Here is a 26,129-nt window from a genome sequence, read left to right as displayed (position 1 = left end):
CTGGTTAGACGAGTTCCTCCAGTCCGTTCAGCACCGACGGCAGCGCGCCGCGGTGCAGCACGCCGAGCCGCTGGGTCGCCCGGGTCAGCGCGACGTACAGCTCAGCCGCGCCGCGCGGTCCGTCCTCGAGAATCCGGTCCGGGTCCACCAGCAGCACAGCGTCGTACTCCAGCCCCTTCGTCTCCGACGCCGCGACCGCGCCCGGCACGTCCGGCGGCCCGATCACGACGCTCGTCCCTTCCCGGCCCGCCTCGGCACGGACGAATTCCTCGACCGCGGCGGGCAACTCGTCGTCGGAGACCTTCCGCGACCACGGCCGGACCCCGCACGCGCGCACCGATTCCGGCGGCTCGGCCCCCGGCGCGAACTCGGCCAGCACCGCCGCCGCGACGGCCATGATTTCCGCCGGGGTGCGGTAGTTGACGGTGAGCGAACGGTAGGCCCAGCGGCCCGGGACGTACGGATCCAGCATCGTGCCCCAGTCGAGCGCACCCGCCGCCGACCGCCGCTGCGCCAGGTCGCCGACCACCGTGAACGACCGGCTCGGGCACCGCCGCATCAGCGCCCGCCAGTCCATTTCGGACAGTTCCTGCGCCTCGTCGACCACGACGTGCCGGTAGGTCCAGTCCCGGTCCGCCGCGGCGCGTTCGGCGAGGTCGCGGGTGTCGTGCTCGACGAACCGCTCGGCCAGGTCGGTGTCGTAGAGCAGGTGCTCCGCGGACAGGCCGATGTCCTCGTCCATCTCCTCGCGGTCGAGCCGCATGATGTCCAGCACGCCGGCCGCGTACTCGGCCTCCGCCTCGCGCTCGGCGGCGTCCTCCTGCCGTTTCGCGCGGTCCGGAGCCTTGCCGAGGAGGTCGATCAGCTCGTCCAGGAGCGGGACGTCCGACACCGTCCAGGGCTCGCCCGGCTCGCGCAGCAGCGCCGGGTCGGCACCGGCCGCCTTGAGCCGCGCGGGGGAGGAGTACAGCGTGGTCAGCAGGCTTTCCGGGGTCAGAATCGGCCAGAGGCGGTCGATCGCCTTGACGAACGCGGGATCGGCGAGGAGTTCGTTGACGAGCGTGGAACGGAGGTCCTCCCATTCCTCCTTGTCGTCGCGGGTGAGCCAACCGCGCCCGATGCGGGACATGGCGCGTTCGGTGAGCACGTACGTGACGATCTCGACGAACACCGCCCGCGCCTCGTTGTGCGGCCGCCCGCTCTGCCGCGCCTCGTCGCGAGCCCACTCGGCGGTCGCCGCGTCGATCCGGACGGTGGTGTCGCGGAGCTCGATCAGCACGGGTTCGGCGGGCAGTTCCTGCCGGTCCGCGACCGCCGCGCGCAGGACGTCGAGCATCCGCAGAGACCCCTTGAACCGCGCGACCTCCGGCTCGTCCTCGGCGTGCGCGTGCAGCCCCGGGAGGAGACTGCCCGGGGTGGTGAACACCACGTCGGACTCGCCGAGCGACGGCAGCACGCGCCCGATGTGGTTCAGGAACGAGGGATTCGGCCCGAGAACGAGGACGCCGTGGCGCTCCATCCGCTCGCGCTGCGTGTACAGCAGATACGCGACGCGGTGGAGCGCCACGACGGTTTTCCCGGTTCCCGGCCCTCCCTCGATGACCAGGACGCCGGGATGGTCGAGCCGGATGATGCGGTCCTGCTCGGCCTGGATCGTCGCGACGATGTCCCGCATCCCCTCCCCGCGGGGCGCGTTGACCGCCGCGAGCAGGGCGTCGTTCTCCTCGCCGCTGCCGGGCGCGCCGAAGACCTCGTCGGTGAACGAGGTGACCTGCCGCCCGCGCGTGTGGAATTGCCGCCGTCGCCGCATGCCCTCGGGCGTCGCGGCGGTAGCGGTGTAAAACGCGCTCGACGCCGGCGCGCGCCAGTCGAGAAGAACGGGTTTGTACTCGTCGTCCTCGTCGAAAAGCCCGATCCGGCCGATGTAAGAATGGTCGCCTTCGACGGTGTCGAGCCGCCCGAAACACAACCCGGAGTCGGCAACCGAAAGCCGCCGCGTTTCGCGAGTGAGCGCGCGCACCTCGACGTCCCGCTCGCCCGGCGCCTCGTCGTTTCGTTTGAGGGCAGCGGTGTAGCGCTCCTTGGCCCTCCTGCGCTCCCCGTCGAGCCGCCGATAGAGCCCGGCGACGTAGTCCTGTTCGGACCGCAGTTCTTCTTCGTACCCCTGAGTTGACAAGTGCCCCTCGCTGCTGTTATTCTGAAACCAGATTCGGCGTGAACTTCTGATTGCTTGGTGAAGACGCGTCGATTTTTTATTGTCCACCTTCTGTCAAGTGGGCAGGCGGACTGGTGTTGTGCCGCGGTTTTCTCGCGTGGTGAGCTGAGCGGTCCGGGCTGGGTGGAGCGGGTCGGATCGGTGGGTCTGGCCTGGCGGGTGAAGCGGGCTTGTGCTGGCGGGTGAGCGGACTCGTGGCGGCTGACCTGTGCTGGCGGAGCCGCGCTGCCCGATCCGAGTTCGGCGGCCAGGTTCGCCGGATGGGCCGGGCGCACCGGCCAGAGCCGCGGCCTCGGTCCGCAGCCCGGAGGGGATCAGACCCGGCTCGAAGCCCGATCAGCGCGAACGACCCGCGCCTTTGCCTGACGCGGCCATTCGGTTCCGGCGTGGCGACCTTGCCCAGGGGGCGGTTTCCACCTGTGCTGACGGCTTTGCTCGGCGTGACGACGTGCGTTCGCTTGACGCGGCAATTCGGTCCGGTGTGGCGACCTTGCCCGAGCGGGTGATTCCACCTGCGGTGACGGCTTCGCTCGGCGCGACGACGCGCGTTCTCCTGACGCGGCCATTCGGCCCGGCGCGACGACCTCGCCCAGGCGGCGATTCCACCTGCGGTGACGGCCTCGCTCGGCGCGACGACGCTGCCCGAGGCGTGCGTTCCAGCCGCACGTGTGGCCAGCTGACATCCCTGAGCGCCCTCGCACGCGACGGTCACAGGGCGGCAGGTTGAGCGTCGAAGGCCGAGCCGAATCCCCGGGCTATTCCGTGGCGGGCACCCAGGCGCGAGCGCGCACCCAATTCCGCGCGCCTTCGTGCCCCAGGCGTTGCAGCGGCGGCAAAGGGCCCCGTTTCCGGCACCGGGCCACGGCGACGGCGAACGGTTCGGCCAAGCACAATCGGCCAGCCGAAACCGACCGGACGGCGGCGGTCGCGCCGAGTCGCGCGCATGCGCTCTCGGCAGCTGCGCCGGACGGATTCCCGGCGGCAGGACATCCCCGCACGTCTCAAAGCCCGATCGTGCGCACACCGATCCCACACTCGCTCCCGACAGCCGGATTCTCATGGTCGAGCAGCGATTCTGCGGCATCCCCCGGGGCTTGCGGCCAGCCCCGGGGTGCGCTATATCTTGAAAAGGGCGGGGGAAACATTTCTTGCAGCGCGGAATCCCGCGCGGTTCACGCCTGCGTCGCCGAAGCCCAGTTCCGTACCACCGGCCGATACCCCTCCGGTTTGTCGCCCACCTTCACGCCAGGGTTGATCAGCCACGACTGGTAGTCCGGCGTGAACATCCGGTACGGCCCGGCAGGCGGCACCTCGCTCGCGCGGTCCAGGGCGTCGCGCAGGTCGGCGGGCAGGGTGAAGTCGAGCGCGTGCATCGTCGCGTCCAGCTGCTCCGCGCTGCTCGCCCCAACAATCGCCGACGCGATGCCGGGCTGCGTCGCCACCCAGTTGATCGCGACCTGCGCCATCGTCACGTTCAGCTCGTCCGCGACCGTCTCAAGCGTCTTCAGCAGTTCCCACTGCTGCGCGGTCCAGGTCCCGGCCGCCACAGCGCCCTCGCCGGTCAAACGTCCCTCGCCGCTCAGGCCGTTCGACGAGCTGCGGTACTTCCCGCTCAGGAACCCGCTGCCGAGCGGGCTCCACGCGGTGATTCCCAAGCCCAGCTCCAGCCCCGCCGGGACGTGTTCCGTTTCGATCGTCCGCTCGACCAGCGAATACGGCAGCTGCAGACTGATCATCGGCGGCAGCGAATGCGCGTCGGCGAGAGTCTGCGCGCGGCTCGCGTACCAGGCAGGCACGTCCGACAGCCCGGCGTACCGGATCTTCCCCGCCCGCACCAGGTCGTCGAACGTGCGCAGCACCTCCTCGACCGGCGTGATCCGATCCCACGTGTGCAGCAGGAACAGGTCGAGATAGTCGGTGCCGAGCCGGCGCAGCGACGCCTCCACCGACCGGATCATGTGCTTGCGCCCGTTGCCGCCCGCGTTGGGATCGCCCGGGTCGACGCTGTTGGTGAACTTCGACGCCAGCACGAGCCGATCCCGGTTCCCCGTCTCGGCGATGAACTTGCCGAGCAGCCGCTCGCTCTCGCCCGCGGTGTAGAAGTCCGCGGTGTCGACGAAGTTGCCGCCCTCCTCGACGTACTTGCGGAAGATCGGCCGCGCCTCCTCCTCGGACTTCCCGTAAGCGGCGTGAAACCCGTCGACGCCGAAGTTCATCGTGCCGAGCGCGAGCCTGCTGACCCGCAATCCGGACCGGCCGAGCAGGTAATACTGGTCAAGAGACATCGGGGTCCTCACTCCGTTCCCGAAACACGCGCGGGCCGTGCCCGCCTGGCTCGGCCAGGGTGCCTTCGGAAAAATGGACCAGCAAGTCCAAACTTCAGGACGGCCGACGCAGGGGAAGCGCGGTGCGACCCGCAGGCGCCAGCCGATGCCGGTTGGGGGAGTGATCGTGGTCGAGGAGTTGCGCGGACCACTCGACCTGGAGCCACGACCGGCGACGGTGCTCTGTCCCGAGCTGATCGCGACGCACATCAGAACCACCGCACCGGCGAAGGAACCACCGGCGACCGCGAACTCCAGACCGAATGTTCCGGCCCGAATAATCCAGTCCCGAGACCTCGCTTCTCTTGCCCGCCAGGTATTTCCTCGAACGAGCACCCGCACGGATGGCGAATGCCTGGCACGCCTCGATAAGCGCTTCCCTAAACGAGCACCGCCCACCCCGCCCGCGGAAATCCGCCGTGCGAAGGCTCAGCTCGCTTCGCCCGGTCGAGCGCGCTCCGAACGAACATCGCCCAACCTGCCTCGCGCGATGCTGTTTGTCGATGGCCCGGCCCCACATCGCCGAGCCCTTCCCTGAGCGAAGCACCCCCACCTCCACCCGCCCCGCCGCACCCCTCCCCAGGACGTAGGCTGCGAGACATGCCGTCGAACATGATCAGCCTCCGCGGTGTGCGCACTCACAACCTGGCCGACGTGGACGTGGACATCCCCAAGCACCAGCTGGTCGCGGTCACCGGCGTTTCCGGGTCCGGCAAGTCGTCGCTCGCGTTCGCGACGCTGGCCGCCGAGTCGCGGCGGCAGTTGTACTCGACGATGCCCGCTTTCGTCCGCACGAAACTGCCGCACGATCCGGCTCCCGAGGCCAGTTCGCTGAGCGGCTTGACGACCGTCGTCGTGGTGGATCAGCGGCCGCTCGGGACGAATTCGCGATCCACGGTCGGCACCGCCACCGAGGTGTGGACCATGCTGCGGATGTTGTTCTCCCGCTTGGGCGAACCGTCCGCCGGGTACTCGCCCGCCTACTCGTTCAACGACCCGTCCGGCATGTGCCCGGCTTGCGCGGGGCTCGGCACGGTCACCGACATCGACGGCGAGCGGATGATCGACCGCGGCCGGTCGCTCAACGACGGGGCGATGGTCTTCCCGAGTTTCGCGGTCGGCAGCTGGATCTGGAAGCGCTATGTCTACTCGGGATTCTTCGACAACGATCTGCCGTTGCGGGAATGGCCTGAGGAACTGGTGCAGTTCCTGCTGCACGGCCCGACGCAGAAGCCGCCGAATCCGTTGCCGCGCTTCCCGGCCAGCGCGAAGTACCAGTCGATGGTGCCGCGGATCCGGCGGCTGCTCGTGGAACGCGAGGCCAAGATGGGTCCGGCGGTGCGGGCGGCCCTCGCCGACGTGACCCGGCAGCGGCCGTGTCCGGAGTGCGACGGCAGCAGGCTCGCTCCGGCCGCGCGGGAGAGCCTGATCAACGGGGTGTCCATTGTGGACCTCGGCTACCGCGACGCGGCGGGGCTGCTGGAATTCTGCGCCGGACTGGACCACGAGTGGGCGCGGCCGCTGGTGGCGGCGTTGCGGCTGCGGCTGGAATCGATGATCACGCTCGGCCTCGGGCATCTGCACTGCTACCGCGCGACGCCGACGCTCTCCGGCGGTGAATCGCAGCGGCTGAAACTGGTGCGGCACTTGGGATCGAGCCTCACCGACCTCACCTACGTCCTGGACGAACCGACCGACGGGCTGCATCCGGCCGACGTCGCGTCCCTCGTTGACGTACTACGGCGGCTGCGTGATCACGGCAACACAGTGCTGGTGGTGGACCACCACGAAGCGGTGATGGTCGCCGCGGACCATGTGATCGACCTCGGCCCGGGAGCCGGGGAAGCGGGCGGACGCGTGGTGTTCCACGGGCCGCCGGCGAAGCTGCGGAAGGCGGACACGACAACCGCGCGCGCGTTGCGCACCGGCGTCCGGATCAAGGACACGCTGCGGGAACCCGCCGGCTGGCTGCCGTTGCGCGGGCTGAATCGGCACACCCTGCGCGACATCGACGTCGACGTCCCGACAGGCGTGCTCACGGTGATCACCGGGGTGGCGGGGTCCGGGAAGTCGACGCTGGCGGGCGAACTCGCCGAGCGGCATCCGCGGTTCACGGTCGTCGACCAGAGCCAGATCGTCGCGACGAGCCGGTCGACGGTCGGCACCTGGCTCGGGCTCGCCGATCCGGTGCAGCGCGCGTTCGCCGAGGTGAGCGGCGAATCGCCGAAGCTGTTCAACCCGCGGTCGCAGGGCGGGTGCCCGGCCTGCCGCGGCACCGGCGTGCGGCGGACCGATCTGGCGTTCCTGGAGGACGTCGACACGCCGTGCGAGGAGTGCAACGCGACCGGATTCCGCGCCGAGGCACTGGAAACGCGGCTCGACGGACGAACGGTGCTCGAAGTGCTGGGCACGCCGGTGTCGGCGCTGGCGCGATACGTGCCGCATCCGGACGTGGTCCGGCTGGCTGCGCTGCTCGGCGAACTGGGCCTCGGGCACCTCGCGAGCGGCCGCACGCTCGACACGCTCTCCGGCGGTGAGCGGCAACGGCTGAAGCTCGCCCGCCAGCTCGACTCGACCAGCGACGATCTGCTCGTCGACGAACCCACCGCGGGCCTGCATCCCAGCGACACCACGCGGATGGTGGCGCTGCTGGACCGGCTCGTCGACGAGGGCCGGACGCTCGTCGTGGTCGAGCATTCGCTGCACGTCGTCGCGGCGGCGGACTGGGTGCTCGACCTCGGCCCCGGCGCGGGCGAGAACGGCGGCCAGGTGCTCTACACCGGCACGCCGAAGGGGCTCGCCGAGCACGACGGCGCGACCGGACGCTACTTCCGGGCCGCGCTCAGCGGTTAAGCCGACCCGCGCTGCCCTCCGGTTCCGTCCGTGAGGGCCACCCTGAGGGAATCAGATTCCCCCAGGGTGGCCCTCACGACCCGAAGCCAGGGAACCGGCGCGCCCCGGTCCCGCCCTGCCCGAGAACGTCGTCCGGATTCGAGTACGGACAGGATTTCAGCGACAGGCACCCGCAGCCGATGCAGTCGGAGAACCGGTCGCGCAGCGCGGTGAGCTCCTCGATCCGCTCGGTGAGGCGGTCGTGCCAGCGGCGGGAGATGCGCGCCCAGTCGCGTTTGGTGGGGATGCGCCGGTCCGGCAGTTCGGCGAGCGCGTCCTTGATCTCCTCCAGCGACACGCCGACGCGCTGCGCGGTCCGGATGAAGGCGATCATGCGCAGCGTGTCGCGCCGGTACTCGCGCCGGTTGCCGCTCGTGCGCCTGCTCGCGATGAGTCCGCGGCTCTCGTAGTAGTGCAGCGTCGGGACGCTCACACCGGCGCGTTCGGCGATCTGTCCCGGCTTCAGCCAGACGACCTCGCGCGTGATCTGGGGCATGGCAGCCCTTTCCGTGCTTGACCTCAAGTCCGCTTGATGAAGTCCACTGTAAGCACCGCCGGGCGGAAGGCGGCGATTGCGCGGGAAGGGAATTTTGTGCCGATTGCGACCCTGAGCATGGGGCCGACGTGCTGTGTCCGTGGTGCTGGACGGGAAATCGCAGCCTCGCGCAAACGATTGCGGGGTCCGCTGTCCCGCGGCTGCGGGAGCTGCTCGATCTGTGCGCCGCCGGACACGGTCGCGGCAAGGGGGTGCTGCGGATCGGCTGAGGAGAATTTAATTCGGTGGACGAGGCCCGCAGCGCGCGGTTATCGTTCGCCCGACCGTGACTCGACGCCAGGAGGTGAGCCCCATGAACGCTGTTTCGATGTGGGTGCTCCCCGTGTCGTCACGGTCGGGCGACTGACGTAGGGGTTGCCAGGAGCGCCTTGAGCAAAGGCACTCCGAAAGGTGACCATCATGGACACTGTGCGTTTCACCGCGGGCGAACCCGCGGTGAGCATCACCCGGGTCGAACCGGGACTCTGGCAGGCGTTGGACGACGGCAGGCTGGCCGGTCGCGCCGAAGCCACCACCCGGCCCGACGGACGGGTCTTCCTCAGCGTCGACGCCTGGCATCGCTCAGTCTTCGACCAGCTGGCCCGCGAGATGCTGGCCGCGCTGCCGGACCCGCTCCATACCGTGGTCGACGAAACCGACCGCGAACTGCTGGAGGGCTGGCAACGGGCCGGGCTGACAGTCCGGCGGCGCGAGTGGGAGTACGTCGTGCCCACGGATCCGCACGTCACCGGGCCGGTCGTGCTGCCGCCGGGCGTCACGGTCGTGCCCGCAGGATCCGCCGACGAGGGTCCGCTGCGCGAGCTCGACCGCGTCGTCCGCGCCGAGGTCGAGGCGAGCGTGGGCTGGTCGGAGATGCCGGCCGAGGTGCTGCCTCGACTGGCTGACGACACGATTGTGGATCCGTCGAAGTACGCCGTCGCTGTCGAGGACGGCGAGTACGTGGGTCTGCTCCGGGTGGTTCAGGTGACGCGCCTGCCCCGGATCGGGCTCATCGCCGTCCGCGCGGATCGGCAACGCCGCGGCATCGCACGCGGGTTGCTGCTGAACACGCTCGGCATCCTGCACCGAGCAGGAATCCCGACGGCCTCCGCCGAAGTGAATGAGGCCAACGAAGCGGCGACGGCGCTGTTCGAGGGCATCGGCGCGCGGCGGGCGAACAGCACGGTGGAGTTGATGCGCAATGGCCGGTAAGGGCGGGATCGAAGTCGAGGGAACCGTGGTCGAGTGCCTGCGCGACGCCCGGTTCACCGTCGAGCTGGCGAACGGGCACCACGTGCTGGCCCACATCAGCGGCAAGATCAGGAAGAACTTCATCAAGATCGTCCCGTTCGACCGGGTTTTGGTGGAGCTGAGCCCGTACGACCTCGACCGGGGCCGGATCCTGTTCCGGTACCGGAACTAGTCCGGTCCGCCCTTGCGGTTCCCGCCGGGACCGCAAGGGCGGTCAGCCCGTTTTCGCGGCGGCGAGCCGGGTCAGCGCGTCGCATTTCCGGCCGAAGTTCGCCACGATGTCGGCGCCGATGATCCGCACCATGACCGCGCGCAGAGGCGTGTCGAGGACAATGCGCTGGGTCAGCTCGGCCCCGTCGAGGACGGCCGCGACGCTCAGCCGGAGGTCCATCGTCCCGAGCGGAACCGGCTGGCGGAGCGTGTACTCGTGGCCGGGCCGCCAGCTCGTAAAAGTGAAGTCCTTCGCGATTTTCGCGTGCACGCCGCCGCGGAATCCGCCGCTGGGGTAAAGGAATCCGGTCGATCCCGTCGCGACCGGCCCGTGCAGGACGACGCGCGCGACGTCCGGGTCCCAGCGCGGCCAGTTCTCGACGTCGGCGAGGACGTCCCACAACGCGGCCGGGTCGACGGCGAGGGTGCGGGTGGAGGTTTTGTCCCAGGTCATGCCCCCGAACATATACGGAACTGGCAGTCTCGTAAACTGTGCTCCATGACGCACAACCGGCGCGGACGGCCGCGGGAGCAGGGGATCGACGCGGCGGTGCGAGCCGCGGTCAACGAACTGCTGGAGGAAGTCGGCTATCAGCGGTGCACGGTCGACGCGATCGCCGCGCGCGCCGGCGTCGGCAAGGCGGCGCTCTACCGGCGCTGGAAGTCCAAGGCAGAACTCGTCTTCGCCGCGGTCGTGCACGACGACGCCCTCGCGGCGCCGCCCGACACCGGCACCTTGCGCGGCGATGTAGCAGGCGTTCTCGCCGACATTCAGTCCGCTTTGGACGGACCGCAAGTACGCAACGCCTTGCCTGGCCTGCTCGCCGACCTCCGCGCCGAAGACGCACCCACCGCCCGGCTGGGCGAGTTGTTTTTGGTGCGAGAACGGGCTTACCTGACCGAAGTGCTCGACCGCGCGATCGCCCGCGGCGAACTGGCCCGGCGCCCTGAGATGTCAGTCGTGCACGCGATGCTGCTCGGTTCGGTTTTCGCCTGGCTGCACCTTCTGCGCGAACCAGTCCCGCCCGGCGGCCTGGCCGACGCTCTCGCGCCCGGCCTGTACGCCGCCATTGTCGAACTGGGCAGGTAATTTCCCCACGCGGCCTATCGTCGCCTCGGCCGAGGCGACGGCTTACGCCGGGCCAACTCGTCCGCGATTATCGCTTCCAGGCGCGTGTTCGCACTGCGAAGCACGCGGTATCCCCGAAATGCCACCACGATTACCGCAATCCCGACGACCGCGGCGACCGACACCACCGGCCCGTGCGAGACCAGCGCGTCGCGATAGTCGCGGGCGAGATAACCCAGCCCGAGCCCGGCAGCGAGCGCGTCGAGCAGCGCGAGCGGAACCCGTCCCAGGTTGCGCATGGCGGTTCTCCTCTCGGGACCCGACCCCCAGCAATCTAGGCGACCCCGAGGCCCCCGCGAGCGGTCTCGACCCGATCGGCCTACGCCCCCGGCCCGCGCGGGGCCTGTGCTAAGTTGACGTGAACTGGGGGGATCGACCTGCGGAAGCGAACCCAGGGGCCGGTAGCTCAGTTGGTTAGAGCAGGGGACTCATAATCCCTTGGCCGTCGGTTCGAGCCCGACCCGGCCCACTCTGCCTCCCCTTTTATAGGGTCTGACCTGCGAAAACAGCCTCGAAAACGATCTTGAAGCGAGGCCTCGCGGAGGCGCTGGAGACGAGCACAGCGCTGGTAACCCAAGGGATTGTTCGAGTAAGCCTGTTTTCATGACCGCCGTTGAGGCACCGCTAGAGGTGCTCGAGCCCGATGACATCCGGGAGCTTGTCTCGGACTGGAGAACGCACCTGAGGGCCAAGAACCGCGCCGACTCCACCATCGACGCCTACCTCGACAGCGTGGCCATGCTGGTCAACTACCTCGACGACGAAAGCATCTCGATGGTGGCTCCCGAGGTGGGTCGTCGAGAGCTGGAGCGGTATTTCGAATATCTTCGTCAACGGCCGAATTTCCGAACTGGCGAGTCGCTGTCGCACAGTTACATCGCAAAGCAGTACCGACACCTTCAGCAGTTCTGGCGCTGGCTCGACGATGTGGAAGAGATTGTCGAGTTGTCGCCGTTCTACAAAATGGAGGTCCCGCACGTTCCGGACAATCCGCCGACTGTCTTGCGTGAAAATGAGCTGAAGGCGCTGCTGGCCACTACGAAAGGGAAAGGTTTTGCCGAACTCCGGGACCGGGCGATCATTCTGGTACTGATCGACTGCGGAGTCCGGATCGGCGAACTGTCGCTGCTGACGGTGGCGAATCCAGCAGAGCAGGAGCGCGGCAGCTTTGATTTCGACGTCGACGTCGTCCGTGTTATGGGGAAAGGGCGTCGCGTGCGCGACGTGCCCTTCAACCCGGCGACCGCGGAAGCGCTCCGGCGCTACTTCCGCGCTCGCGTACGTCACCGGTACGGCAGGCGCACAGTGGCAGCCTGGCTCGGCCGCTATGGCGCGCTGAACGAGTGGGGCATCAGGTCGATGCTGGACCGTCGAGCTGAGCAAGCAGGCATCGGCCCGGTGTTCCCGCACCTCTTCCGGCACACGTGGGCGCACCGGTGCAAGCTGGCGGGCATGAGCGACGAGGCGATCATGCGGATCGCGGGCTGGCGCAGCCGCCAGATGCTCGAACGCTACGGGGCCTCCGCGGCGGATGAACGGGCGCAGGCAGCGCACCGCAAGCTGAACCTGGTTGGGGCGCTGCTCTAGCCGTCGGCGTTCCGGCCGTCTTGCTGGGCTCGGTGAGTGCGTCCGCGTGCCCGAGAGCTGCGGTAGGCCAGCCGTTGGAAGTATGCGCGTTTGGCGGCCAGTGCTTGCTTCTGCCGCGTTGCGTCGTCCATGACGCCTTCTGGATCCACCATCCGCTCGAATCGATCGAGCGCGGCTTTCCGCGCCGGCGCGGTCCGTGCTGCTCGGTCGGTGGTACGCGACCAGGACACGTGCGCGGCAGCGCGCGCTCGCATGGATCGTTGAGCAGGGGTCAGTCTTTGGTTCTCTGTTTTATGGCTGCCCATCTGGCCCTCCAGTCGGTGCGGAAGAGGCTGGGGAGGGGCAAGCGACGTGATCGACGGCGTTGACGTCCGCGCGACTCGAAGGCCTGCTTCGCGGGCGAAGCAGATGCCGTGAGGGAAGGGCGACCGGCTCGCCATTCGAATAGGTTTCGCTTGTGGTGCGCAGTATTTCGGCTGGGTGGCAGTTCGGACAGCGTCGGACGTCGCCGTTGTGGTCGGTGGTGGAGCGTGTGGCTATCGGGTCTCCGGGGCGTGCGTCGCACTGGCCGCAGGGCGGTGGAATGCGGATCGCCTCGCGCGGGACCGGATGGTTTATTGACGGTTCATGGATGGTTTGGCGGCAGGGCTTGCCCCTCGCCGGGCCATTGTTTGCCGCCCGTTCGGTCCCGTTTTGCCGCCCGCGCTGTTCTGCGGGAGGCAGTGCCTGCCCCTGGCTGGAGGCTTGGTATTCGTCGCCTGCGGCCCGGTCGGGGCTGTCGATCCGCTCTGGCGTCGTCATGCGCAGGTCGTAGCCGTTGGGCTGACGGTCGGCGCGCTGTACGTGGGCAGCGACGATTCGGGGGTCGGCCGGAACGATCAGGCCGAGCTTCTCCAAACCTCGGAGGGCGTAGCGGACCGAGCGTTCAGAGAGACGGGTGTATCCGGCGAGGGTGGTCAGAGACGGGAACGCGTTGCGACTGTCCGGGTCGGCGTGATTGGCCAGGCCGATCAAGACGACGGCGAGGCTGGACGAGTCACGCCGATCCACGGGGATACGGGCGTGCTTAAGCGCCCAGTTGATTGCTTCGATGCTCATGGCTTGCCTGCTCGCGGTCGCGTTTGGACTGCGCGCGACTGTGCTGTTGCCGCACACAGCTGGGTTAGGCGGATTGAGGAATTTCCCTCCGCCAGGGCGTTCTGAGCGGGGGCGCTTGCGCTCGGACTGAACTGGGTACGCGTTCGATTCGAATAATCGCTGCGGTCCAGGTCATGCCGACGCCTACACCGACGAGGGCGACGTGGTCGTCAGGCTGGACCGCGTCTCGTGCGAGCAGGTGTGTGAGACCGACGATCTGATCATTGGGACCTAGGTGTCCCCATTGACTGCCGACGTCGTGCAGCGTGCGTTCAGCGGGGATGCCGAGCGGGCGGAGACAGTGGGTGTCGAGCAGGTGGCGTCCATAGTGCGGCAGGAGAGTCCAAACCAGCTGATCGAGCGGCACGCGTGCGTCGGTCAGCGCACGGTCCATGACCGCGCGGATGCCTCGGGCATTGCGGGTCCTGATCGAGTCCGTACCGACCGCAGTGACGTACTGGAGTTTGCGTTCTCGGACGCGTTCCGGACCGGATTCGGTGGTTCCGGCGGGAAGGAATCGATGTTGTCCGCGGTGGAGCTGTTCCAGACTGGGGTCCGAGTAGGACGCGGTGGCCAGGACCCGCGCAAGTCCGGGGCGGTCGCCGAGGATGAGTGCTGAACCGCCGTCCCCGTATGCGATGCCGTGGTCGGCGGTGAGGTGGTCGAAAGCTGGCGGGCCGAACACTTCTCCGCCGGTGAGCATGAGGTGGTGGATGTCGTGGCTGCCGGTGAGGATGCGTGCACCGAGGTCGATGCCGCCGACGAGCGAATTCGACATCGCGTTGAGCTCTGCGGTGATGCCAGGACCGGCGGGCAGACCGAGCTTGGCGCGGATGTAGCTGGCGCGCGACCAGAAGTCGATGCCGCGGCTGCCGCGCCAGATGGCGCTGTGCAGATGCAGCTCGGGTACAGGGAGCGGCCCGTTGGTGAACTGCGCCAATGCGGAGAGCGCGGCAGTGCCCGCTTGAACAGCAAGATCCATGCCTGTCGTGCGCTGTGCGACTGAGATGGATTGCTGTCCAGTGGGATGGCCTTGATCTACGGGTACAAGTTCGCCGAGGGCTGCGCCGATGCCTCGGACGTGGAGCGATGGCCACCTCATGAGCGTTCCTCTGCGCGCAGGTCGGCTTCGATTGCGGCCATCGAGGTGTAGTAGGCGCGAAGTTGACTGCGGGTGATGCCTGCCTGGGCCGCGACTTCGTCAAGGCTGACAGGCGGCAGGCCGGGCTGGGATTGAGCGGTGAGAAGTTCGCGGGCGGCACGCAGGATCAGGGTCCGCACGGCTTCCTCCGTAGCGGGCTATTGCGCTGGCGGCACGTTTGTCAGCGCTGGAGGGAGGGGAGGGCGGGGCAGAGTGTGCCGGTTGTGGGAGCGGCTGTTGTTGTCAGCGGCGTCGGCGTGGGTTGCTCGCCCGGCGCTGGGTGATCCGCTCGAGGTGTTCTGCACGCAGGGCGACGGCGCGATCCGCGACAGTGTTCGAATGCTCATCGGCCGCGACTGTTCCGACGTCGAAGTCCGGGTCCGTGGTGATCGCTAGCAGCAGGACGGCGGCATTACGACTGAGGTTGACTACGGCGTAAGGCACTCCGACGGGAATATAGATGAGGTCGCCTATTGCAGGCAGAGCTGCGGCCATGGTCGGGCCGGACAGGACAGCGGCGTACCCGCTGAGCATGACCAAGGCGCTCTCGGCTGTGCGATGCCGTTGTGGCGGCAGGATGCGGCCGCCCGGAAGAAGGACCCGCGTCGCGGACATCCTCTCGACCGGAACTGTTGGTGCGTAGAGAATATGGGTGGTCAGACCTCCATCGGGCAACGGTCGGGTCTCGGCACCACGGGGGCGGCAATGCACGGCGAATATCGGCGCGGTCATGCCGTCCTCCCGGCCTTGTGATGGTGTGCGAACCGGCGGTGAGGTGTGTTGGCGAGGTTGCGGGCGAGCGCGGTGTTGGCTTCGGCGTCTTCCGGAGTGCGGCGGCCGTGGCCGCACGCTGCGGCGACGCTGGTGATGGGGCGTCCGAGGGCGTTCTCGGCGAGTTCGAGGGCTCGGGCTGATTCGGGTTTGTGGTGTTCGTCAACGAGTCCGGCGATGATCTCGACGTCGTCGGGGAGTCGGCGGAGGGCGCGGTAGTAGGCAGCGTTGGTGGAGGGTGCACTAGTTCCGGTGCACATGGGGATGTGCATGCGAGGGATGGGCAGCCGGAGCTGGGTCAGCTGGCGGTGGAGGGCTCGGATGACGCGGACGGCGAGGGCGAGGGTCGGCGGGGTGACCAGCGGTTCGTGGTTGAGGTCGCCGTGGCAGAGGTGGACGATCCAGGTCGCGTCGCGGGGGCTGTCGCGGATCATGCGGGTGATCTGTTCGGCCAGCAGCCCGGCTGCGGCGGATTGCATGGAGCGGGGCACGCGGTCGAGGAGGGTGAGGGTGGCCGGGGTCTCAAGCTGGAAGACGATCTCGTCGCCCCATCGGCGGTGGATGTCGTCGATGTCGTCCAGGAGTGCCTGGCGGAGGACGCCGAGGTTGGCGAGGGTGCGGAACGGGGCGCCGAAACAGATGTAGGCCAGGTCGAGCGGGCCCGGGATCGAGACTTGCGCGGGAGGCAGTTCGACAGGGCTGTCGAGGGAGCGGCGGGCGGCGATGACGGTGGCGGTGTGGCTGGCGCGGCGGAGGGACACGTCTTCGGGAGCGAGGCGGTGACCGGGCGCGATGCGGTAGCGGGGGTAGTCGTCGTAGCTGGTGGCGTCGCCGGTGCGGACGGGTTCGAGGGCCTCGACCTGCTCGAGGACGTAGAGCCAGTCGACGATCCATCGGGGGTCGGCGTCGCAGGGGAGCGTGGCGAGGGTGTAGCCACGGGTCTGGTCGAGCATCCACTGCATGCCTGCTTGCGGAGTTGGTGCCAGTTGCGGCGGCAGGGAGCCGACGAAGTGGATGGCGCGTGGCGTGCTGTCTGCGCTGGTGGTCTGTGTTTCGGGTTGTGTGGCGGTCATGCGTGTCCTCCCGAAGGCGTTTCGATGTGCGGGGTGACGGGGAGGGCGTCACGATGAAGGCGGTGCTGTGGTCCGCCCGGTTGGGAGCGGGGCGGACCACAGCGGGTGGGTCAGCCGGTGACAGGCAGGTGGCCGGGGCGCGGCGTGGGGGAGGGCGCGGGCCGGTATCCGGGGTGGCCGTGGTCCTGCCCGCGGTCGATGGGCTGGCCGCCGGGGCCGGGTTGTTCGGATGGTGCCGGGCGGTGGCCTGGCCGGGTGGGTTTGCCGGTCGGCTCGGGCGTTCCGGTGGGCTCGGGGTGCGTGGTGGGCGGCTGTTCGGTGGGCGGGGTGCCGGTGCCGCAGGAGACTGTCGCGACAGTGACGTTGATTGCCGGTGCTCCGGGGGTTTTCACGGTGATGGTGGCGGCGGTGGCGTGCGGGCCGCCCGACGCGCCGGGGGTGACGGTGAGGTTGCCGGTGGAGCGTGTCGGGGCTTTGACCGTGGTGACGCCGTTGCGGCAGGTGGCCGAGAACGGGCCGACGCTGGTGGTGCCGACTCGGACGCTGCTGACAGTTGCCTCGGCGATGCCCGCACCGGCGCGCAGGCTGATTCCGCTGGCGACTACGGCACCACTGGGGGAGGAGACGGATCCTCCGCCGGTTTTGACGCTGCCGCTGCTGGACACCGAGGGTGCTGGCCCGACTTTTTCTCCGCCGCTGACAGTGATCCCGGACGCGCTGGAACTTGACGTCGCGGCGATCGCGGCAGATTTCTGTGTCAGTGAGGTGGTTCCGAGCGCGATGGCAGTGGCGCCTGCGCCTGCTAACGCGACGCTGGCGGTGAGGATGAAGCGTTGTGACAGTGCGGGCATTTGCTGCTCCTTTGTGCAGGGTGTTCAGTGGATGAGGACGGGAGTGCCCAGCGGCACCTCGGCGGCCAGGCGCTGCAGCGCGTCGGCGGGGACGCGGATGCAGCCGTCGCTCGAGCCGGTTCCGTACGCACGGGGGTCTGGCCAGGTGTGGATGCCGGTCGTTCCGGGTCCGCCGCCGAAGGTTTCGTGGCTGGTCGAGTGGATGCCGAGCGGGAGGATCACCGGGCTGTAGGCCTGTTTCGGGTCGGTGAGGGACGCCATCACGAACGTGCGGCCGGGCGGGGTCGGTGCGGACTTCTTGCCGATGCCGACCGTCCAGGTGCCGACCAGCGTGGTGTCGCGCGTGAGCGTCAGGCGGAACGTCGCCCGGTCTACGTCGATCCGGAAGGGAGTGCGGCTGACAGTCAATGCGGTGTCCTGTGTGGACAGCCAGCCGACTGATCCGTTTGGGCGCGAGGGCAATAGGACCTGTACCCAGCCGTTCTCCCGTGCCACGACGGGAACCCACGTGTCGGAGCTGATCTCTCGCACCGGCAGTATCGCGAATGGCGCTGCCCCTGGGGCTCGGTAGAGCGGGACGGGCCATTGTGGATGCACGACAGTCCCGTCGGGTGCGTCGGCTTCGTTCACGTCTGTCGGTGCGCCTGCGAGTGTGGCGTAGGTGGTGGCCTGAGGGAGCGAATCGAGGTGCGCGACAGCTCGCGGCACGATCATCGGCACCGTCCGCGTGCCCGCTTCTGACGAGCCGTCGTCGGTCGCCGGAGGAACACCGACGAGAACGTTGCTCAGGTACATCGCCAGCAGTTGGCCGCACAGGATCGCGCCCGCCACCGCGAAGAGAGTGCGCCGGGAGATAGGCACGGGAATCGGCCTCCGTGGTGAGATCGGGAAGGGAAGCGGTGCGGGCCAGCCCCCTGACCGGGCCCGCACCGCCGGTTCACTTCGCAGCCAGCGCCGCGACGAAACCGCGGTCGGGCGTGCCGACGCCGGTGACGTTGTCCCAGCCCGGGCCGCTCTGCAGCGTCTGCGGGCGGGCGTCGAAGTCGACCAGGTACTGGCCCTGCTGGCCTGGCACCCCGGTCCCGGGGAGCCCGTGCATCGACGGGGTGAAGACGCCGGCCTTGGCGGGAGTGACGTCCCTGATTCCCTTGTGGAGGGCGTACAACGCGGGCGTCAGCAGCCCGCCTCGCGATCCGCGTGCCTGCTGTGCGTCGGCAGACAGCCCGGCGAGGATGGGTGCAGCGAGCGACGTGCCGCCGAAGGAGTACAGGCCGAACTGTCCTCGCGTCGTCTGTCCGACCAGGAAACCGGTGTAGGAGTCGGCCAGTGCTGCGATGTCCGGCACCGCACGGTGCCCACGGCTCGAGGATGCGGGCACGACGCCGTTCTGCCAATCCGGGGTGCCGTAGAGCGCGGACGTTCCGCCGCCAGCACCTCCGGCGAACGATCCGTCGGTGTTGCGCTGCGGGACCCACTTTCCGCCGGACAGGGTATTACCGCTGTTTTCCCACCCGGTCACGACGACGGGGTTGTTCTGCTGGTCGAGTCCGACGCTGGTGCCGCCGACCGCGGTCACCCAGGGGCTGGACGCGGGGAAGCTTGCGGTTGCGGACCCGGTAACCCCGGCGTTCGTGCCGGCGTCGCCGGTGGAAACCAGGATCGACTGACCTTGGATCGCGGCCTGCAAGGCAATGGAGTTGAACTGGTCCCGCACGGCAGGTGCCATGTTCCGCTCGCCGTCCGCATTGCCCCAGGAGAACGACAGGACGTCCGCGGAGTTCTCGGTCACCGCTTTCGTGACAGCGTCGTACAGGCCACCGAGGCAGGTTTTCGCCGCGTAGTAACGGATTTTCGCGTTCGGCGCGATCGAATGGGACGTCTGGACGTCGAGAGCTTGCTCGCCTGCCCACGAATCCGGATTGCACTGCTGCTGATCGGTGAACCCGCCGTCCGGCAGAACTGCGGTGTACTGGCCGGGTTTCAGCGGCGGCACGCCGACCTGGCTCGCGGCACGGTTGGCATCCTCGGCGACGGAGGATCCGTTGTAGGCGCCAACGATTCCGATGGTGGTGGCAGATCCCTGCTCGCCTGTGCCGAGCCCGTACATGGCACGCAACGAGGTGCCGTTGTAGCCGCACAGCGAGTTCGACTGCGCACCGGCGGGATATTTTTGCGGGACGTCGGTGTTGTTCTGCTCGCCCCACCAGCGAGCGCAGTGCTGGTCGGAGCCAGCGGCGTGCGGAGCGGTGTGCTGAGGCCGGATCGTCTTGCCGCTGTCGTCCAGTCCGATCACTGCCGTCACTGCTCCGTGCAGTGCGCTTGGAATCGTGACAGGAGTTTCCGGTGCGGTCAGCGTTCGGGCTGCACCGCCGACCTTGCTGCGGAACGAGGCCAGACGGGTGCCGAAGGCTTGCTCCAGGTCGCCGGTGCTGCCTTCGGCGTCGACGAACATCCTGTTCGGACTCGTGCCCGTGACCTTCAGTCCGACGCTTTTCAGCCAGTCCTGCACCTTGCGGACGGTGTCGTCGGTGGGGCCGAACCGATCGGTGAACTGCGCAGCGGTCAAGAAGCGGCCTCGTTCAGCTGCGCCCGGCGTCGATACCGCGGCAGCCAGGTGTTCGACGCCGCGAGCGTCTCGCAGCGACAGTGCGACCTGAACGCGGCGAACCGTCGACGCATCGGCCGCCGCGACCTTCGCGGACGGTGTTGCCCACGCTGGAGTGCTCCCGGCGATCGGGCTGCGATCGCCGTTTCCGTCCGGTGTTCCGTCGGCGATTGCCGGTGCCGCGACGGCTGACGCGAGCGTCAGGGCCGCGGCGAACACCGCAGTAGGCGGAGAAAAACGCATGAGTGTCCTTACTGTCGATTCAGAGCATGACAAATACGCGCCGGTCGACGGCGCAGAGCGAAAGAGAAGCGAATGATGAAAGGTGTCGCCGATTCTCGGCGAGATTTATTGATTTCTGTTCAGGCGGGACGGAACCGAAGGTGTTCTTGGTGGAGTCAAAAGGATAGCGGCGAATGACGAGGTGCTCGGCGGCCCTCGTGCACCATGCCAGAGTGGTCGTCGGGTGCTTGAATTCAGGCAGTTGTTCCGCGGATTGACGATGCTGCCGGAGCTCCGGGGAACGGCCGAGAATAAGCGGTAGCCCGATGCGTGCGGGTGCATCGCCGGCGCGACGTAGGTCGGCACGACAACTCCCGGGTCAGCGGTCGCCGGGCCTGGTGCGTCGCACCCTCCCTGATGCGACGGCCGCGACGGCCAACTCGGTGTAAACCTACCCGCCGTCGATCATTTGTCAACGGGTGAAGTCAAAATAACTGACGTAACGAGTGCGGGTCAGTCTCGCTCGTCGGACGACTTCTGGTCCTCGGAGATTGCCGAGAGGATCTCGATGAGCGCCTGCTTGTGAGCCCGTGAGGAGCCGTCGAGGGCGGGGCCGATCTCGCGCGCCTGGACGCTCTGCAGGCCGATCTGATTCATCAGCTCGAGGATCCGCCAGTCCGTCGCAGCGAGCTTTGTCTCGGTGTCCGCGAGGCCGGTGATGCGCTCCGCGGGCGTGGCGGGATCGAGTACGCGCGCGTGGATGCGCCAGAAGTCTGCGAATGCGTTCATCGCCGAGGCGCGCGGCATCGGGCGGATTCCGGTTCCCATGTTGCTGATGTGCTGGCGGCTGATCGAGATGCCACGCTGTGCCAGCAGCCAGTCCGCGATCGTCTGCGCCGAGGCTCGACGCGCCCGCAGCGCGGAGCGGTTTTCCTCGATGGCTCCGGGGTCGGTCACCGGCGCGCGGCCGCGGTCATAGTAGACAACCGATTCTTCGGTCAGCATGTGCGTGAAACGCTCGGCGAAGCTGTCGAGCGATAGAAGCACCCGGTAGAGCTCGGCCTGCTGGTCGGGGGTGCGCCGGGGAATCGGCGAATCCGCGGATCCGCGCGCGCTGCCGTCCTGGCCTGCAGGCTGCTCGTTCATCGGCCCCCTCCGGACGTGCTTGACAAGCTGTGTTGCGTCGCTACGCTGATCCGTGTCGTGACAACAACGCGCGACAAATATCCCATTAGCAGCCCTCCCTGGCAACAGCTGAAGGCGTCATGCCCTCCGAAAGGGGCATGAGGCAGTCAGCCGACGTCCAGGAGCAGCGAGATGGCTGGCTCGTCCGGCGGCACGGCCGCTCAACCCCAAACGCAAAGCAGTTCTTTCGCCACGCAGGCACCGCAGGACGGCATCGGTGTGCTTCGCGCACGGCTCGGACTGGTGGTGCCGATCTTGGGTGCGTCCGGGGGTGCTGGCGTAAGCGTGGTCGCCGCCGCGTTGTCCGATGTTCTGCAGTTGGCCGGGTACTCGGTGCTGCTTGCTGACACGGCGGGTCCGGTCCGGTCGGGACTCGGGCGGGCCGCGCGGGTGGACGGCCGTGTCGTCCGAGTTCCGGAACCGGCGGCACGAGTGCGGTTCTCCTGGCGGGCGCAAGCTCTGGTGGGACGCGTGGAGCATGCGGGACCGGACAAGTCGGTCGCGCCGTCGTTATGGTGGCTGCCTGGCGATCGCAGCGTGCAGGTCACGGTGGTCGACGTGGCGGGTGACGCGTGGGAATTGGCGTCGGACGTGCGGGTGGGCATCGGGCGTTGGCTGACGCTGGCTGTGTGTCCGTTGCTGGTGCTGCGTCCCACTGTTCCCGGGCTGGTGCAGGCGGAACAGGTCCTGGCTCGGCTTGAGCCGTGGATGCTGCGACGGGTGATCCCGCCGGTGGCGAATCTGGTGGTGTCAGGAACGCGGCGGTGGCCGCCGCGGGTTGCAGCGACAGCGGGGAACCGCGTTCACTCCATGTTGGACGGCACGGTCTTCGTGCCGTGCGAGAAGGGCATTGCGACAGGCGGGATCACCGCCGATGTCACGCCCGTGAAAATCCGCTCTGGCCTTGTTTCTCTGGTGCGTCGCTGGCGCGCGGCAGGCTGGCTGCCGCCCCCAGCGTGCCCCGCCAATCCTTCGTAGCACCAACACTTGTCGCCTTCCCCAGCGAAGCCCTCCCGCTTCCGCATCCCGGCCGTGCCTGGGTGCTGAGCAGGAGTCGCGATGTTCGCCCACGTGGTCTGGGGATGGATGGCCCACCTCGCCGATCTTCCGAACCCGGGACCCTCCACGCCTCCGGGTGCCGAGCAAATCCTGGGTCTGGTCGGCAATGTCAAGTGGGCAGCGGGAATCGCTTTGCTGGTGGGCTTCTTCATGGGCCTGGTGGTGTGGGCGGGTGGCCGATGGGTCGATCACCACCGCGCTGGCAAGGTCGGGCTGGTCATGATGCTGTGCGCGGTCGGTGGCGCGCTGCTGTACGGCATCGGCTGGACGGTCATCAACGGCTTCGCGGGGACCCCCAAATGACCGGGGCGGCCGACCGATCTATGGTCCGCGCCCGCAGGCGGCTCGGGGTGTCGGCGGTTCTGATCTTGCTTGGTGTCACTGCGCTTGTCGTCGTCGCGCATTCCCGGACGTCGTCGCTCGGTCAATCCGGCCCGCCGGAGGCATCGGGCATGGTTCGTCCGCAACCCGCGGAGTTGCCGGACAACACCGAGAGTGCACTGGCCGCTCGGCCGATGGTCTGGTTGCCAGCCTCCGCGGCGCAACCGCATTCCCAGGTGACCAGGACCGCCGGGCCCCCGATCGCTCTGCCGGCTCCGGCACTGCGAGCCGGGCGCTGGATCCCTGACGGTTTCCCGCCGAGCCCGGAGGGTGCCCTCGCCCAGCTGGTCGCGTTTAATCAGGCGGGGATGTCCGGCGGCGATCCTGACACCTACGACCGCGCCTACGCGCAATCCGCGCTGCCAGGTGCATCGTCGGTCGCCGATTCGGGCCTGCACGTCTTGCTGCACGAGTTCCGCAAAGCCGCTCAGCTGGCTTCTGGCGACACGACAGACGGGCTTACCGTGCGCTACGACGTCACCCACGGGCTGATCAAGGGCACCGCCGACGCCGGACGATACGTCGTGGCATGCACGCTCGGCCAATTCACCGCGGACTACCAGGGACAGGGAACGAGCGTCGGGGTCGGGGACTGCCAAGCTCTGCGCTGGACCGGAAACAGCTGGCGGATCAGCCCCGGTGCTCGGGCCGCCTACGCGCCGTCAGCCTGGCCTGGCACCACCGAAGCCGTCGATGCCGGGTACCGGCCGCTGAGCGGTGCGCGATGAACCCGATCGACTGGCTCTCCATCCTCGGAAACCTCGGCAAGTCAGCGGGCGACGCCGCGAGCAAGGGATTGTCGATCGTCGCCGGCAACGTGTTCGACTCGATCATGGCCGGGTTGTGGGGTTCCGGGCTGCTCGTGCTCAGGCTCGTCCTCGAGGGAGTCGACTACTACTCGCGCTTCACAGTGTCCAAAACGGACGGACCGATCGGCGTGGTGTGGCCGTTGATGTTGTGGATCAGCGGTGTTCTCGCGCTGGGCCTGTTCTTCTGGCAGATCATGACCGCGGTCTTGCGCGGCGGCAGGGGGTTCAGCCGCCTGTTGCTCGGGCCGATGCAGTACTGCGTAGCCCTAGCGGCTTCCGTCGGGATCGTCGCCGCGGTGCTGGCCGCGGCGGACGGGCTGACGACGGTCCTGCTGAGCTACGGGCTGGGCAGCGAGCGGTTCGCCGACGCGTTGCACGCGTTCAACTTCCCGGATGGGGTGTCCAAGGCGCTGACCGCGGTCGTGCTCGGCGTGTCCGCGGTGCTGGGCACCTTCCCGGCCGGCTTCGGCATGGCGTTCGAGATGATCCTGAGACAGGGCGGTATTTACGTCATCGTCGCGACGATCCCGATCCTGGCCGCCGGCCTGCTCGCCAATACCACCGCGCGCTGGTTCTGGAAGGGCGTCCGCGGGTTGCTGGCGCTGGTCTTCCTCAAACCGGCCATCGCGCTGGTCATCGTCATCGGCGTGGCGACGATGGCCGGTCGGCAGGGGCTGTTCGGACTGCTGTCCGGCGTGGTGACGTTGCTGCTCGCGCTGTTCATGCCGCTCGTGCTGTTCAAGCTGTTCTCGTTCATCGACCCGAACGCGGGCAGCGGGCTGCGCGAGCAGATGTCCGATCTCGGGGCCGACACGTACGGGCCGGACAGCCTTCCCGCCCGTGCATACGGCAGTGCGCTCGACAAGCTGAAAAAGGCCTGGCAGGACTGGAAATCGCCAGGTGACGACGAGGAAGGCGGCGACAACGACCTGCAGGAAAAGGCGAACGCCGATCGGTTCGACTCCGCGGACTTCGAACCGGAATTCGAGCCCGCCGATGACGACGAATCTCGTGACGGGGAAGACGAACAGGACGAAGAGGAAGACGAGCAGGAGCGGGATCCGGACGACGACAGCGGCGAGGGTGAGCAACCGCCGGATGACGACGACCCGCCTCAGGTGGTGGACCCGAGGGATGACCCGGCCGACGCAGCGCCGGACGACATTCCGCCCGGTGATGACGATGACGACGACCGGGCCGACAAGGCGGAAGACGAATGACCGGCGGGTCCCGGCTCTACACCGGACTGGGCCGTCGCGAGCACGACGGCTGGCTGCTGGGATTGCGCCCGGTACAAGCAGTCACCTGCGTGTTGCTCACCCTGCCCGTCGTGCTCCCGCTCGCCGGGGGAGATCTCGCCGGAGCACTCGCCGCCTCCTTGGCCGCATTCCCCGCGATCGCGCTGGTCGCGGTCCCGGTACGAGGACGTCCCGCGGTGCGATGGCTCGGGGATCTGGTGCTGTTCCAGGTCGGGATAGCGTTCGGCTGGTCGCGATGGCAGTCGCGCGCGGTCACCGGTGCCGCGGTCGACCCGGGGACGCCGGACCTGCCCGGAACACTCGCCCGGCTGCGGTTCCCGGACGGGCCGCCGATGCGAGATCTCGGCCGGATCTGCCTGATCCACGACACCCGCGAAGCCAGATGGGGTGCCACCGCGAAGCTGACGCACGGTGGGGTCGGGATGCTCTCCGCCGCCCAATGCCAACGCCTCGCCAACCGCCTGGGCAACCTGCTGGCGACCCTGGCACACCGCGAGGTCGTCGACCGCATGACGTTGCTGGTGCGCACCGTGCCCGACACCGGCAAGGAGTACGAAGCCTGGCGGTCCGCACACGAACGCACCGACGCACCGGCGGCGGCACGCCGTGCCGCCCGTGAGCTCGACCGCACTGTCGGGGCGGTCTCGGTCCGGCATGAGGTGTTCGTGACCTTCACCGGTCCCGAGCACGCTATCCGACGCCCGGCAGCCGCCGCGGGAGGCGGAATCGACGGACGCGCGGTTGTGCTCTACCGCGCTCTCGATGGCCTCGCCGAAGGACTCCGCGCACTCGGTGCCCAACGGGTAACTTGGCTGTCGGGCGCGGGCCTGGCGGAAGCGATCCGGACCGGCTTCAACCCAGGATCCGCTGGTTCTCTGCAGGCGCGGCAACCAGGGGTCGCGTGGGCCGCGGCTGGTCCTGGCCAGGCACCGGTGCCGAGCGCACGGGTCTATCGGCACGATGGCTTCGCCACGGTGTCCTATGCGGTGCTGATGCCGGAGGCCGGAACGACGTTCGGCTCGTTGAGCGGTCTGCTCGCGGTGCGTACGGCTGGGGAGCGGCGCGCACTGGCTATCCACTACGAGGCGCTGTCGCCACGCCGCGCTCGTACCACGGTCCGGGCCGGCCGATTTCGTGCCGGAGCGATACGGGACTGGAAGCGCTCCAAGGGATTCAGCGCCGCGGCCTCCGAGTCCCGCGCCGCAGCCGGGGCGCGTGCGCAGGAGCAGGCCGTCGCCGCCGGGCACGGGCTGGTGCGTTTCGCGGCAGCGACGGCGATCACGGTTCCGGGGGAGTGGAGCGTCGAAGACCACGCCGCACGAATGGAAAACGACATCGCCGGCCGCTTCGAGCTGCTGCGCCTGGACCTTGCGCAGGACGCAGGGTTTGTCACCGCGGTTCTCCCCGTCGGAATCGGGCTGCCCCGGCTGCGCGGAGGTGTCATCTGATGCGGCCACCCGAAAGAACCGCAGCCGACCTGCTCTCGACGTTTG

General features: G+C 68.5%; 24 protein-coding genes and 1 tRNA gene. 11 read left to right on the top strand and 14 right to left on the bottom strand.

Going from position 1 to position 26,129, the window contains the following annotated elements; genetic code table 11:
• Positions 1 to 4: 4 nt before the first annotated feature.
• On the bottom strand, positions 5 to 2,176 hold the full coding sequence (gene helR / locus DMP23_RS21440) for an RNA polymerase recycling motor ATPase HelR (protein ID WP_337822319.1): 2,172 nt from the start codon (positions 2,174 to 2,176) through the stop codon (positions 5 to 7).
• Between the two features lie 1,211 nt (positions 2,177 to 3,387).
• The gene (locus tag DMP23_RS21435; protein ID WP_337822318.1) at positions 3,388 to 4,500 is read right to left on the bottom strand and encodes an aldo/keto reductase; all 1,113 of its coding nucleotides are present in this window, start codon (positions 4,498 to 4,500) and stop codon (positions 3,388 to 3,390) included.
• Positions 4,501 to 5,139: 639 nt separating this feature from the next.
• Here DMP23_RS21435 and DMP23_RS21430 point away from each other — a divergent pair.
• Positions 5,140 to 7,392, top strand: a complete 2,253-nt coding sequence (locus DMP23_RS21430; RefSeq protein WP_275294067.1) for an ATP-binding cassette domain-containing protein — start codon at positions 5,140 to 5,142, stop codon at positions 7,390 to 7,392.
• A 73-nt stretch (positions 7,393 to 7,465) separates the two neighbouring features.
• On the opposite strand, the gene soxR is transcribed toward DMP23_RS21430, so the two are convergent.
• Positions 7,466 to 7,927, bottom strand: coding sequence for a redox-sensitive transcriptional activator SoxR (gene soxR, locus DMP23_RS21425; protein WP_037818450.1), 462 nt, complete (start codon positions 7,925 to 7,927; stop codon positions 7,466 to 7,468).
• Between the two features lie 459 nt (positions 7,928 to 8,386).
• Between soxR and DMP23_RS21420 the strand changes: the two genes are divergently transcribed.
• Both DMP23_RS21420 and infA read left to right on the top strand, forming a co-directional pair.
• Positions 8,387 to 9,178, top strand: coding sequence for a GNAT family N-acetyltransferase (locus tag DMP23_RS21420; protein WP_037818540.1), 792 nt, complete (start codon positions 8,387 to 8,389; stop codon positions 9,176 to 9,178).
• On the top strand, positions 9,168 to 9,389 hold the full coding sequence (gene infA / locus DMP23_RS21415; RefSeq protein ID WP_037818449.1) for a translation initiation factor IF-1: 222 nt from the start codon (positions 9,168 to 9,170) through the stop codon (positions 9,387 to 9,389). Before DMP23_RS21420 ends, infA begins: the two co-directional genes overlap by 11 nt.
• Positions 9,390 to 9,431: 42 nt before the next feature.
• Here infA and DMP23_RS21410 read toward each other — a convergent pair whose 3' ends face one another.
• Positions 9,432 to 9,881, bottom strand: coding sequence for an SRPBCC family protein (locus DMP23_RS21410; RefSeq protein WP_158714559.1), 450 nt, complete (start codon positions 9,879 to 9,881; stop codon positions 9,432 to 9,434).
• Positions 9,882 to 9,926: 45 nt separating this feature from the next.
• Between DMP23_RS21410 and DMP23_RS21405 the strand changes: the two genes are divergently transcribed.
• Entirely contained in the window at positions 9,927 to 10,517 is a 591-nt protein-coding gene (locus DMP23_RS21405) for a TetR/AcrR family transcriptional regulator C-terminal ligand-binding domain-containing protein (protein WP_037818446.1), read from the top strand.
• A 14-nt stretch (positions 10,518 to 10,531) separates the two neighbouring features.
• Here the strand turns inward: DMP23_RS21405 and DMP23_RS21400 are convergent, their stop codons facing one another.
• Entirely contained in the window at positions 10,532 to 10,795 is a 264-nt protein-coding gene (locus DMP23_RS21400) for a hypothetical protein (RefSeq protein WP_037818445.1), read from the bottom strand.
• 156 nt (positions 10,796 to 10,951) lie between these two features.
• Between DMP23_RS21400 and DMP23_RS21395 the strand changes: the two genes are divergently transcribed.
• Positions 10,952 to 11,025, top strand: a tRNA-Ile gene (locus DMP23_RS21395).
• A gap of 134 nt (positions 11,026 to 11,159) precedes the next feature.
• Positions 11,160 to 12,143 (top strand): tyrosine-type recombinase/integrase, encoded by a 984-nt coding sequence (locus tag DMP23_RS21390; RefSeq protein WP_337822317.1) that lies wholly within the window; start codon positions 11,160 to 11,162, stop codon positions 12,141 to 12,143.
• A gap of 291 nt (positions 12,144 to 12,434) precedes the next feature.
• Here the strand turns inward: DMP23_RS21390 and DMP23_RS21385 are convergent, their stop codons facing one another.
• The 9 genes from DMP23_RS21385 to DMP23_RS21345 form a co-directional block, all read right to left on the bottom strand.
• Complete coding sequence (locus DMP23_RS21385) at positions 12,435 to 13,241, bottom strand: helix-turn-helix domain-containing protein (RefSeq protein ID WP_337822316.1); 807 nt, start codon at positions 13,239 to 13,241, stop codon at positions 12,435 to 12,437.
• 64 nt (positions 13,242 to 13,305) lie between these two features.
• Positions 13,306 to 14,262 (bottom strand): 3-oxoacyl-[acyl-carrier-protein] synthase III C-terminal domain-containing protein, encoded by a 957-nt coding sequence (locus tag DMP23_RS21380; RefSeq protein ID WP_337822315.1) that lies wholly within the window; start codon positions 14,260 to 14,262, stop codon positions 13,306 to 13,308.
• A gap of 116 nt (positions 14,263 to 14,378) precedes the next feature.
• Entirely contained in the window at positions 14,379 to 14,561 is a 183-nt protein-coding gene (locus tag DMP23_RS21375; protein WP_337822314.1) for a hypothetical protein, read from the bottom strand.
• 103 nt (positions 14,562 to 14,664) lie between these two features.
• Positions 14,665 to 15,153 carry a cupin domain-containing protein gene (locus DMP23_RS21370; RefSeq protein WP_337822313.1) on the bottom strand — a complete coding sequence of 163 codons (489 nt, stop codon included), beginning with the start codon at positions 15,151 to 15,153 and terminating at the stop codon, positions 14,665 to 14,667.
• The gene (locus DMP23_RS21365; RefSeq protein WP_337822312.1) at positions 15,150 to 16,265 is read right to left on the bottom strand and encodes a hypothetical protein; all 1,116 of its coding nucleotides are present in this window, start codon (positions 16,263 to 16,265) and stop codon (positions 15,150 to 15,152) included. Before DMP23_RS21365 ends, DMP23_RS21370 begins: the two co-directional genes overlap by 4 nt.
• 110 nt (positions 16,266 to 16,375) lie before the next feature.
• Positions 16,376 to 17,116 (bottom strand): hypothetical protein, encoded by a 741-nt coding sequence (locus DMP23_RS21360; protein ID WP_337822311.1) that lies wholly within the window; start codon positions 17,114 to 17,116, stop codon positions 16,376 to 16,378.
• A gap of 24 nt (positions 17,117 to 17,140) precedes the next feature.
• Positions 17,141 to 17,977, bottom strand: a complete 837-nt coding sequence (locus DMP23_RS21355) for a L,D-transpeptidase family protein (protein WP_337822310.1) — start codon at positions 17,975 to 17,977, stop codon at positions 17,141 to 17,143.
• Positions 17,978 to 18,053: 76 nt separating this feature from the next.
• Positions 18,054 to 19,964 carry a S53 family peptidase gene (locus DMP23_RS21350; RefSeq protein WP_337822309.1) on the bottom strand — a complete coding sequence of 637 codons (1,911 nt, stop codon included), beginning with the start codon at positions 19,962 to 19,964 and terminating at the stop codon, positions 18,054 to 18,056.
• A gap of 492 nt (positions 19,965 to 20,456) precedes the next feature.
• Positions 20,457 to 21,089 (bottom strand): hypothetical protein, encoded by a 633-nt coding sequence (locus tag DMP23_RS21345; RefSeq protein WP_337822308.1) that lies wholly within the window; start codon positions 21,087 to 21,089, stop codon positions 20,457 to 20,459.
• Between the two features lie 171 nt (positions 21,090 to 21,260).
• Here DMP23_RS21345 and DMP23_RS21340 point away from each other — a divergent pair, with 171 nt between their 5' ends.
• From DMP23_RS21340 to DMP23_RS21320, 5 genes are all read left to right on the top strand, one after another.
• The gene (locus DMP23_RS21340) at positions 21,261 to 22,106 is read left to right on the top strand and encodes a hypothetical protein (protein WP_337822307.1); all 846 of its coding nucleotides are present in this window, start codon (positions 21,261 to 21,263) and stop codon (positions 22,104 to 22,106) included.
• 81 nt (positions 22,107 to 22,187) lie between these two features.
• Complete coding sequence (locus DMP23_RS21335) at positions 22,188 to 22,490, top strand: hypothetical protein (RefSeq protein ID WP_337822306.1); 303 nt, start codon at positions 22,188 to 22,190, stop codon at positions 22,488 to 22,490.
• Between the two features lie 254 nt (positions 22,491 to 22,744).
• Positions 22,745 to 23,296 (top strand): hypothetical protein, encoded by a 552-nt coding sequence (locus DMP23_RS21330; RefSeq protein WP_337822305.1) that lies wholly within the window; start codon positions 22,745 to 22,747, stop codon positions 23,294 to 23,296.
• Complete coding sequence (locus DMP23_RS21325) at positions 23,293 to 24,597, top strand: hypothetical protein (protein WP_337822304.1); 1,305 nt, start codon at positions 23,293 to 23,295, stop codon at positions 24,595 to 24,597. Before DMP23_RS21330 ends, DMP23_RS21325 begins: the two co-directional genes overlap by 4 nt.
• Entirely contained in the window at positions 24,594 to 26,084 is a 1,491-nt protein-coding gene (locus tag DMP23_RS21320) for an SCO6880 family protein (protein WP_337822303.1), read from the top strand. Before DMP23_RS21325 ends, DMP23_RS21320 begins: the two co-directional genes overlap by 4 nt.
• Positions 26,085 to 26,129: the final 45 nt, after the last annotated feature.

The organism is Amycolatopsis sp. A1MSW2902, assembly GCF_017312175.1.
Classification (GTDB): domain Bacteria; phylum Actinomycetota; class Actinomycetes; order Mycobacteriales; family Pseudonocardiaceae; genus Amycolatopsis; species Amycolatopsis nivea.
Note: the sequence above shows the minus strand (reverse complement) of the source record. Positions and strands in the feature narration are given on the sequence as shown.

Coding starts and splice junctions, on each gene's coding strand:
- DMP23_RS21435 (WP_337822318.1), bottom strand. CDS start 4,500: ATGTCTCTTGACCAGTATTACCTGCTCGGCCGGTCCGGATTGCGGGTC.
- DMP23_RS21430 (WP_275294067.1), top strand. CDS start 5,140: ATGCCGTCGAACATGATCAGCCTCCGCGGTGTGCGCACTCACAACCTG.
- soxR (WP_037818450.1), bottom strand. CDS start 7,927: ATGCCCCAGATCACGCGCGAGGTCGTCTGGCTGAAGCCGGGACAGATC.
- DMP23_RS21420 (WP_037818540.1), top strand. CDS start 8,387: ATGGACACTGTGCGTTTCACCGCGGGCGAACCCGCGGTGAGCATCACC.
- infA (WP_037818449.1), top strand. CDS start 9,168: ATGGCCGGTAAGGGCGGGATCGAAGTCGAGGGAACCGTGGTCGAGTGC.
- DMP23_RS21410 (WP_158714559.1), bottom strand. CDS start 9,881: ATGACCTGGGACAAAACCTCCACCCGCACCCTCGCCGTCGACCCGGCC.
- DMP23_RS21405 (WP_037818446.1), top strand. CDS start 9,927: ATGACGCACAACCGGCGCGGACGGCCGCGGGAGCAGGGGATCGACGCG.
- DMP23_RS21400 (WP_037818445.1), bottom strand. CDS start 10,795: ATGCGCAACCTGGGACGGGTTCCGCTCGCGCTGCTCGACGCGCTCGCT.
- DMP23_RS21390 (WP_337822317.1), top strand. CDS start 11,160: ATGACCGCCGTTGAGGCACCGCTAGAGGTGCTCGAGCCCGATGACATC.
- DMP23_RS21385 (WP_337822316.1), bottom strand. CDS start 13,241: ATGAGCATCGAAGCAATCAACTGGGCGCTTAAGCACGCCCGTATCCCC.
- DMP23_RS21380 (WP_337822315.1), bottom strand. CDS start 14,262: ATGGATCTTGCTGTTCAAGCGGGCACTGCCGCGCTCTCCGCATTGGCG.
- DMP23_RS21370 (WP_337822313.1), bottom strand. CDS start 15,153: ATGACCGCGCCGATATTCGCCGTGCATTGCCGCCCCCGTGGTGCCGAG.
- DMP23_RS21365 (WP_337822312.1), bottom strand. CDS start 16,265: ATGACCGCCACACAACCCGAAACACAGACCACCAGCGCAGACAGCACG.
- DMP23_RS21360 (WP_337822311.1), bottom strand. CDS start 17,116: ATGCCCGCACTGTCACAACGCTTCATCCTCACCGCCAGCGTCGCGTTA.
- DMP23_RS21350 (WP_337822309.1), bottom strand. CDS start 19,964: ATGCGTTTTTCTCCGCCTACTGCGGTGTTCGCCGCGGCCCTGACGCTC.
- DMP23_RS21345 (WP_337822308.1), bottom strand. CDS start 21,089: ATGAACGAGCAGCCTGCAGGCCAGGACGGCAGCGCGCGCGGATCCGCG.
- DMP23_RS21340 (WP_337822307.1), top strand. CDS start 21,261: ATGGCTGGCTCGTCCGGCGGCACGGCCGCTCAACCCCAAACGCAAAGC.
- DMP23_RS21335 (WP_337822306.1), top strand. CDS start 22,188: ATGTTCGCCCACGTGGTCTGGGGATGGATGGCCCACCTCGCCGATCTT.
- DMP23_RS21325 (WP_337822304.1), top strand. CDS start 23,293: ATGAACCCGATCGACTGGCTCTCCATCCTCGGAAACCTCGGCAAGTCA.
- DMP23_RS21320 (WP_337822303.1), top strand. CDS start 24,594: ATGACCGGCGGGTCCCGGCTCTACACCGGACTGGGCCGTCGCGAGCAC.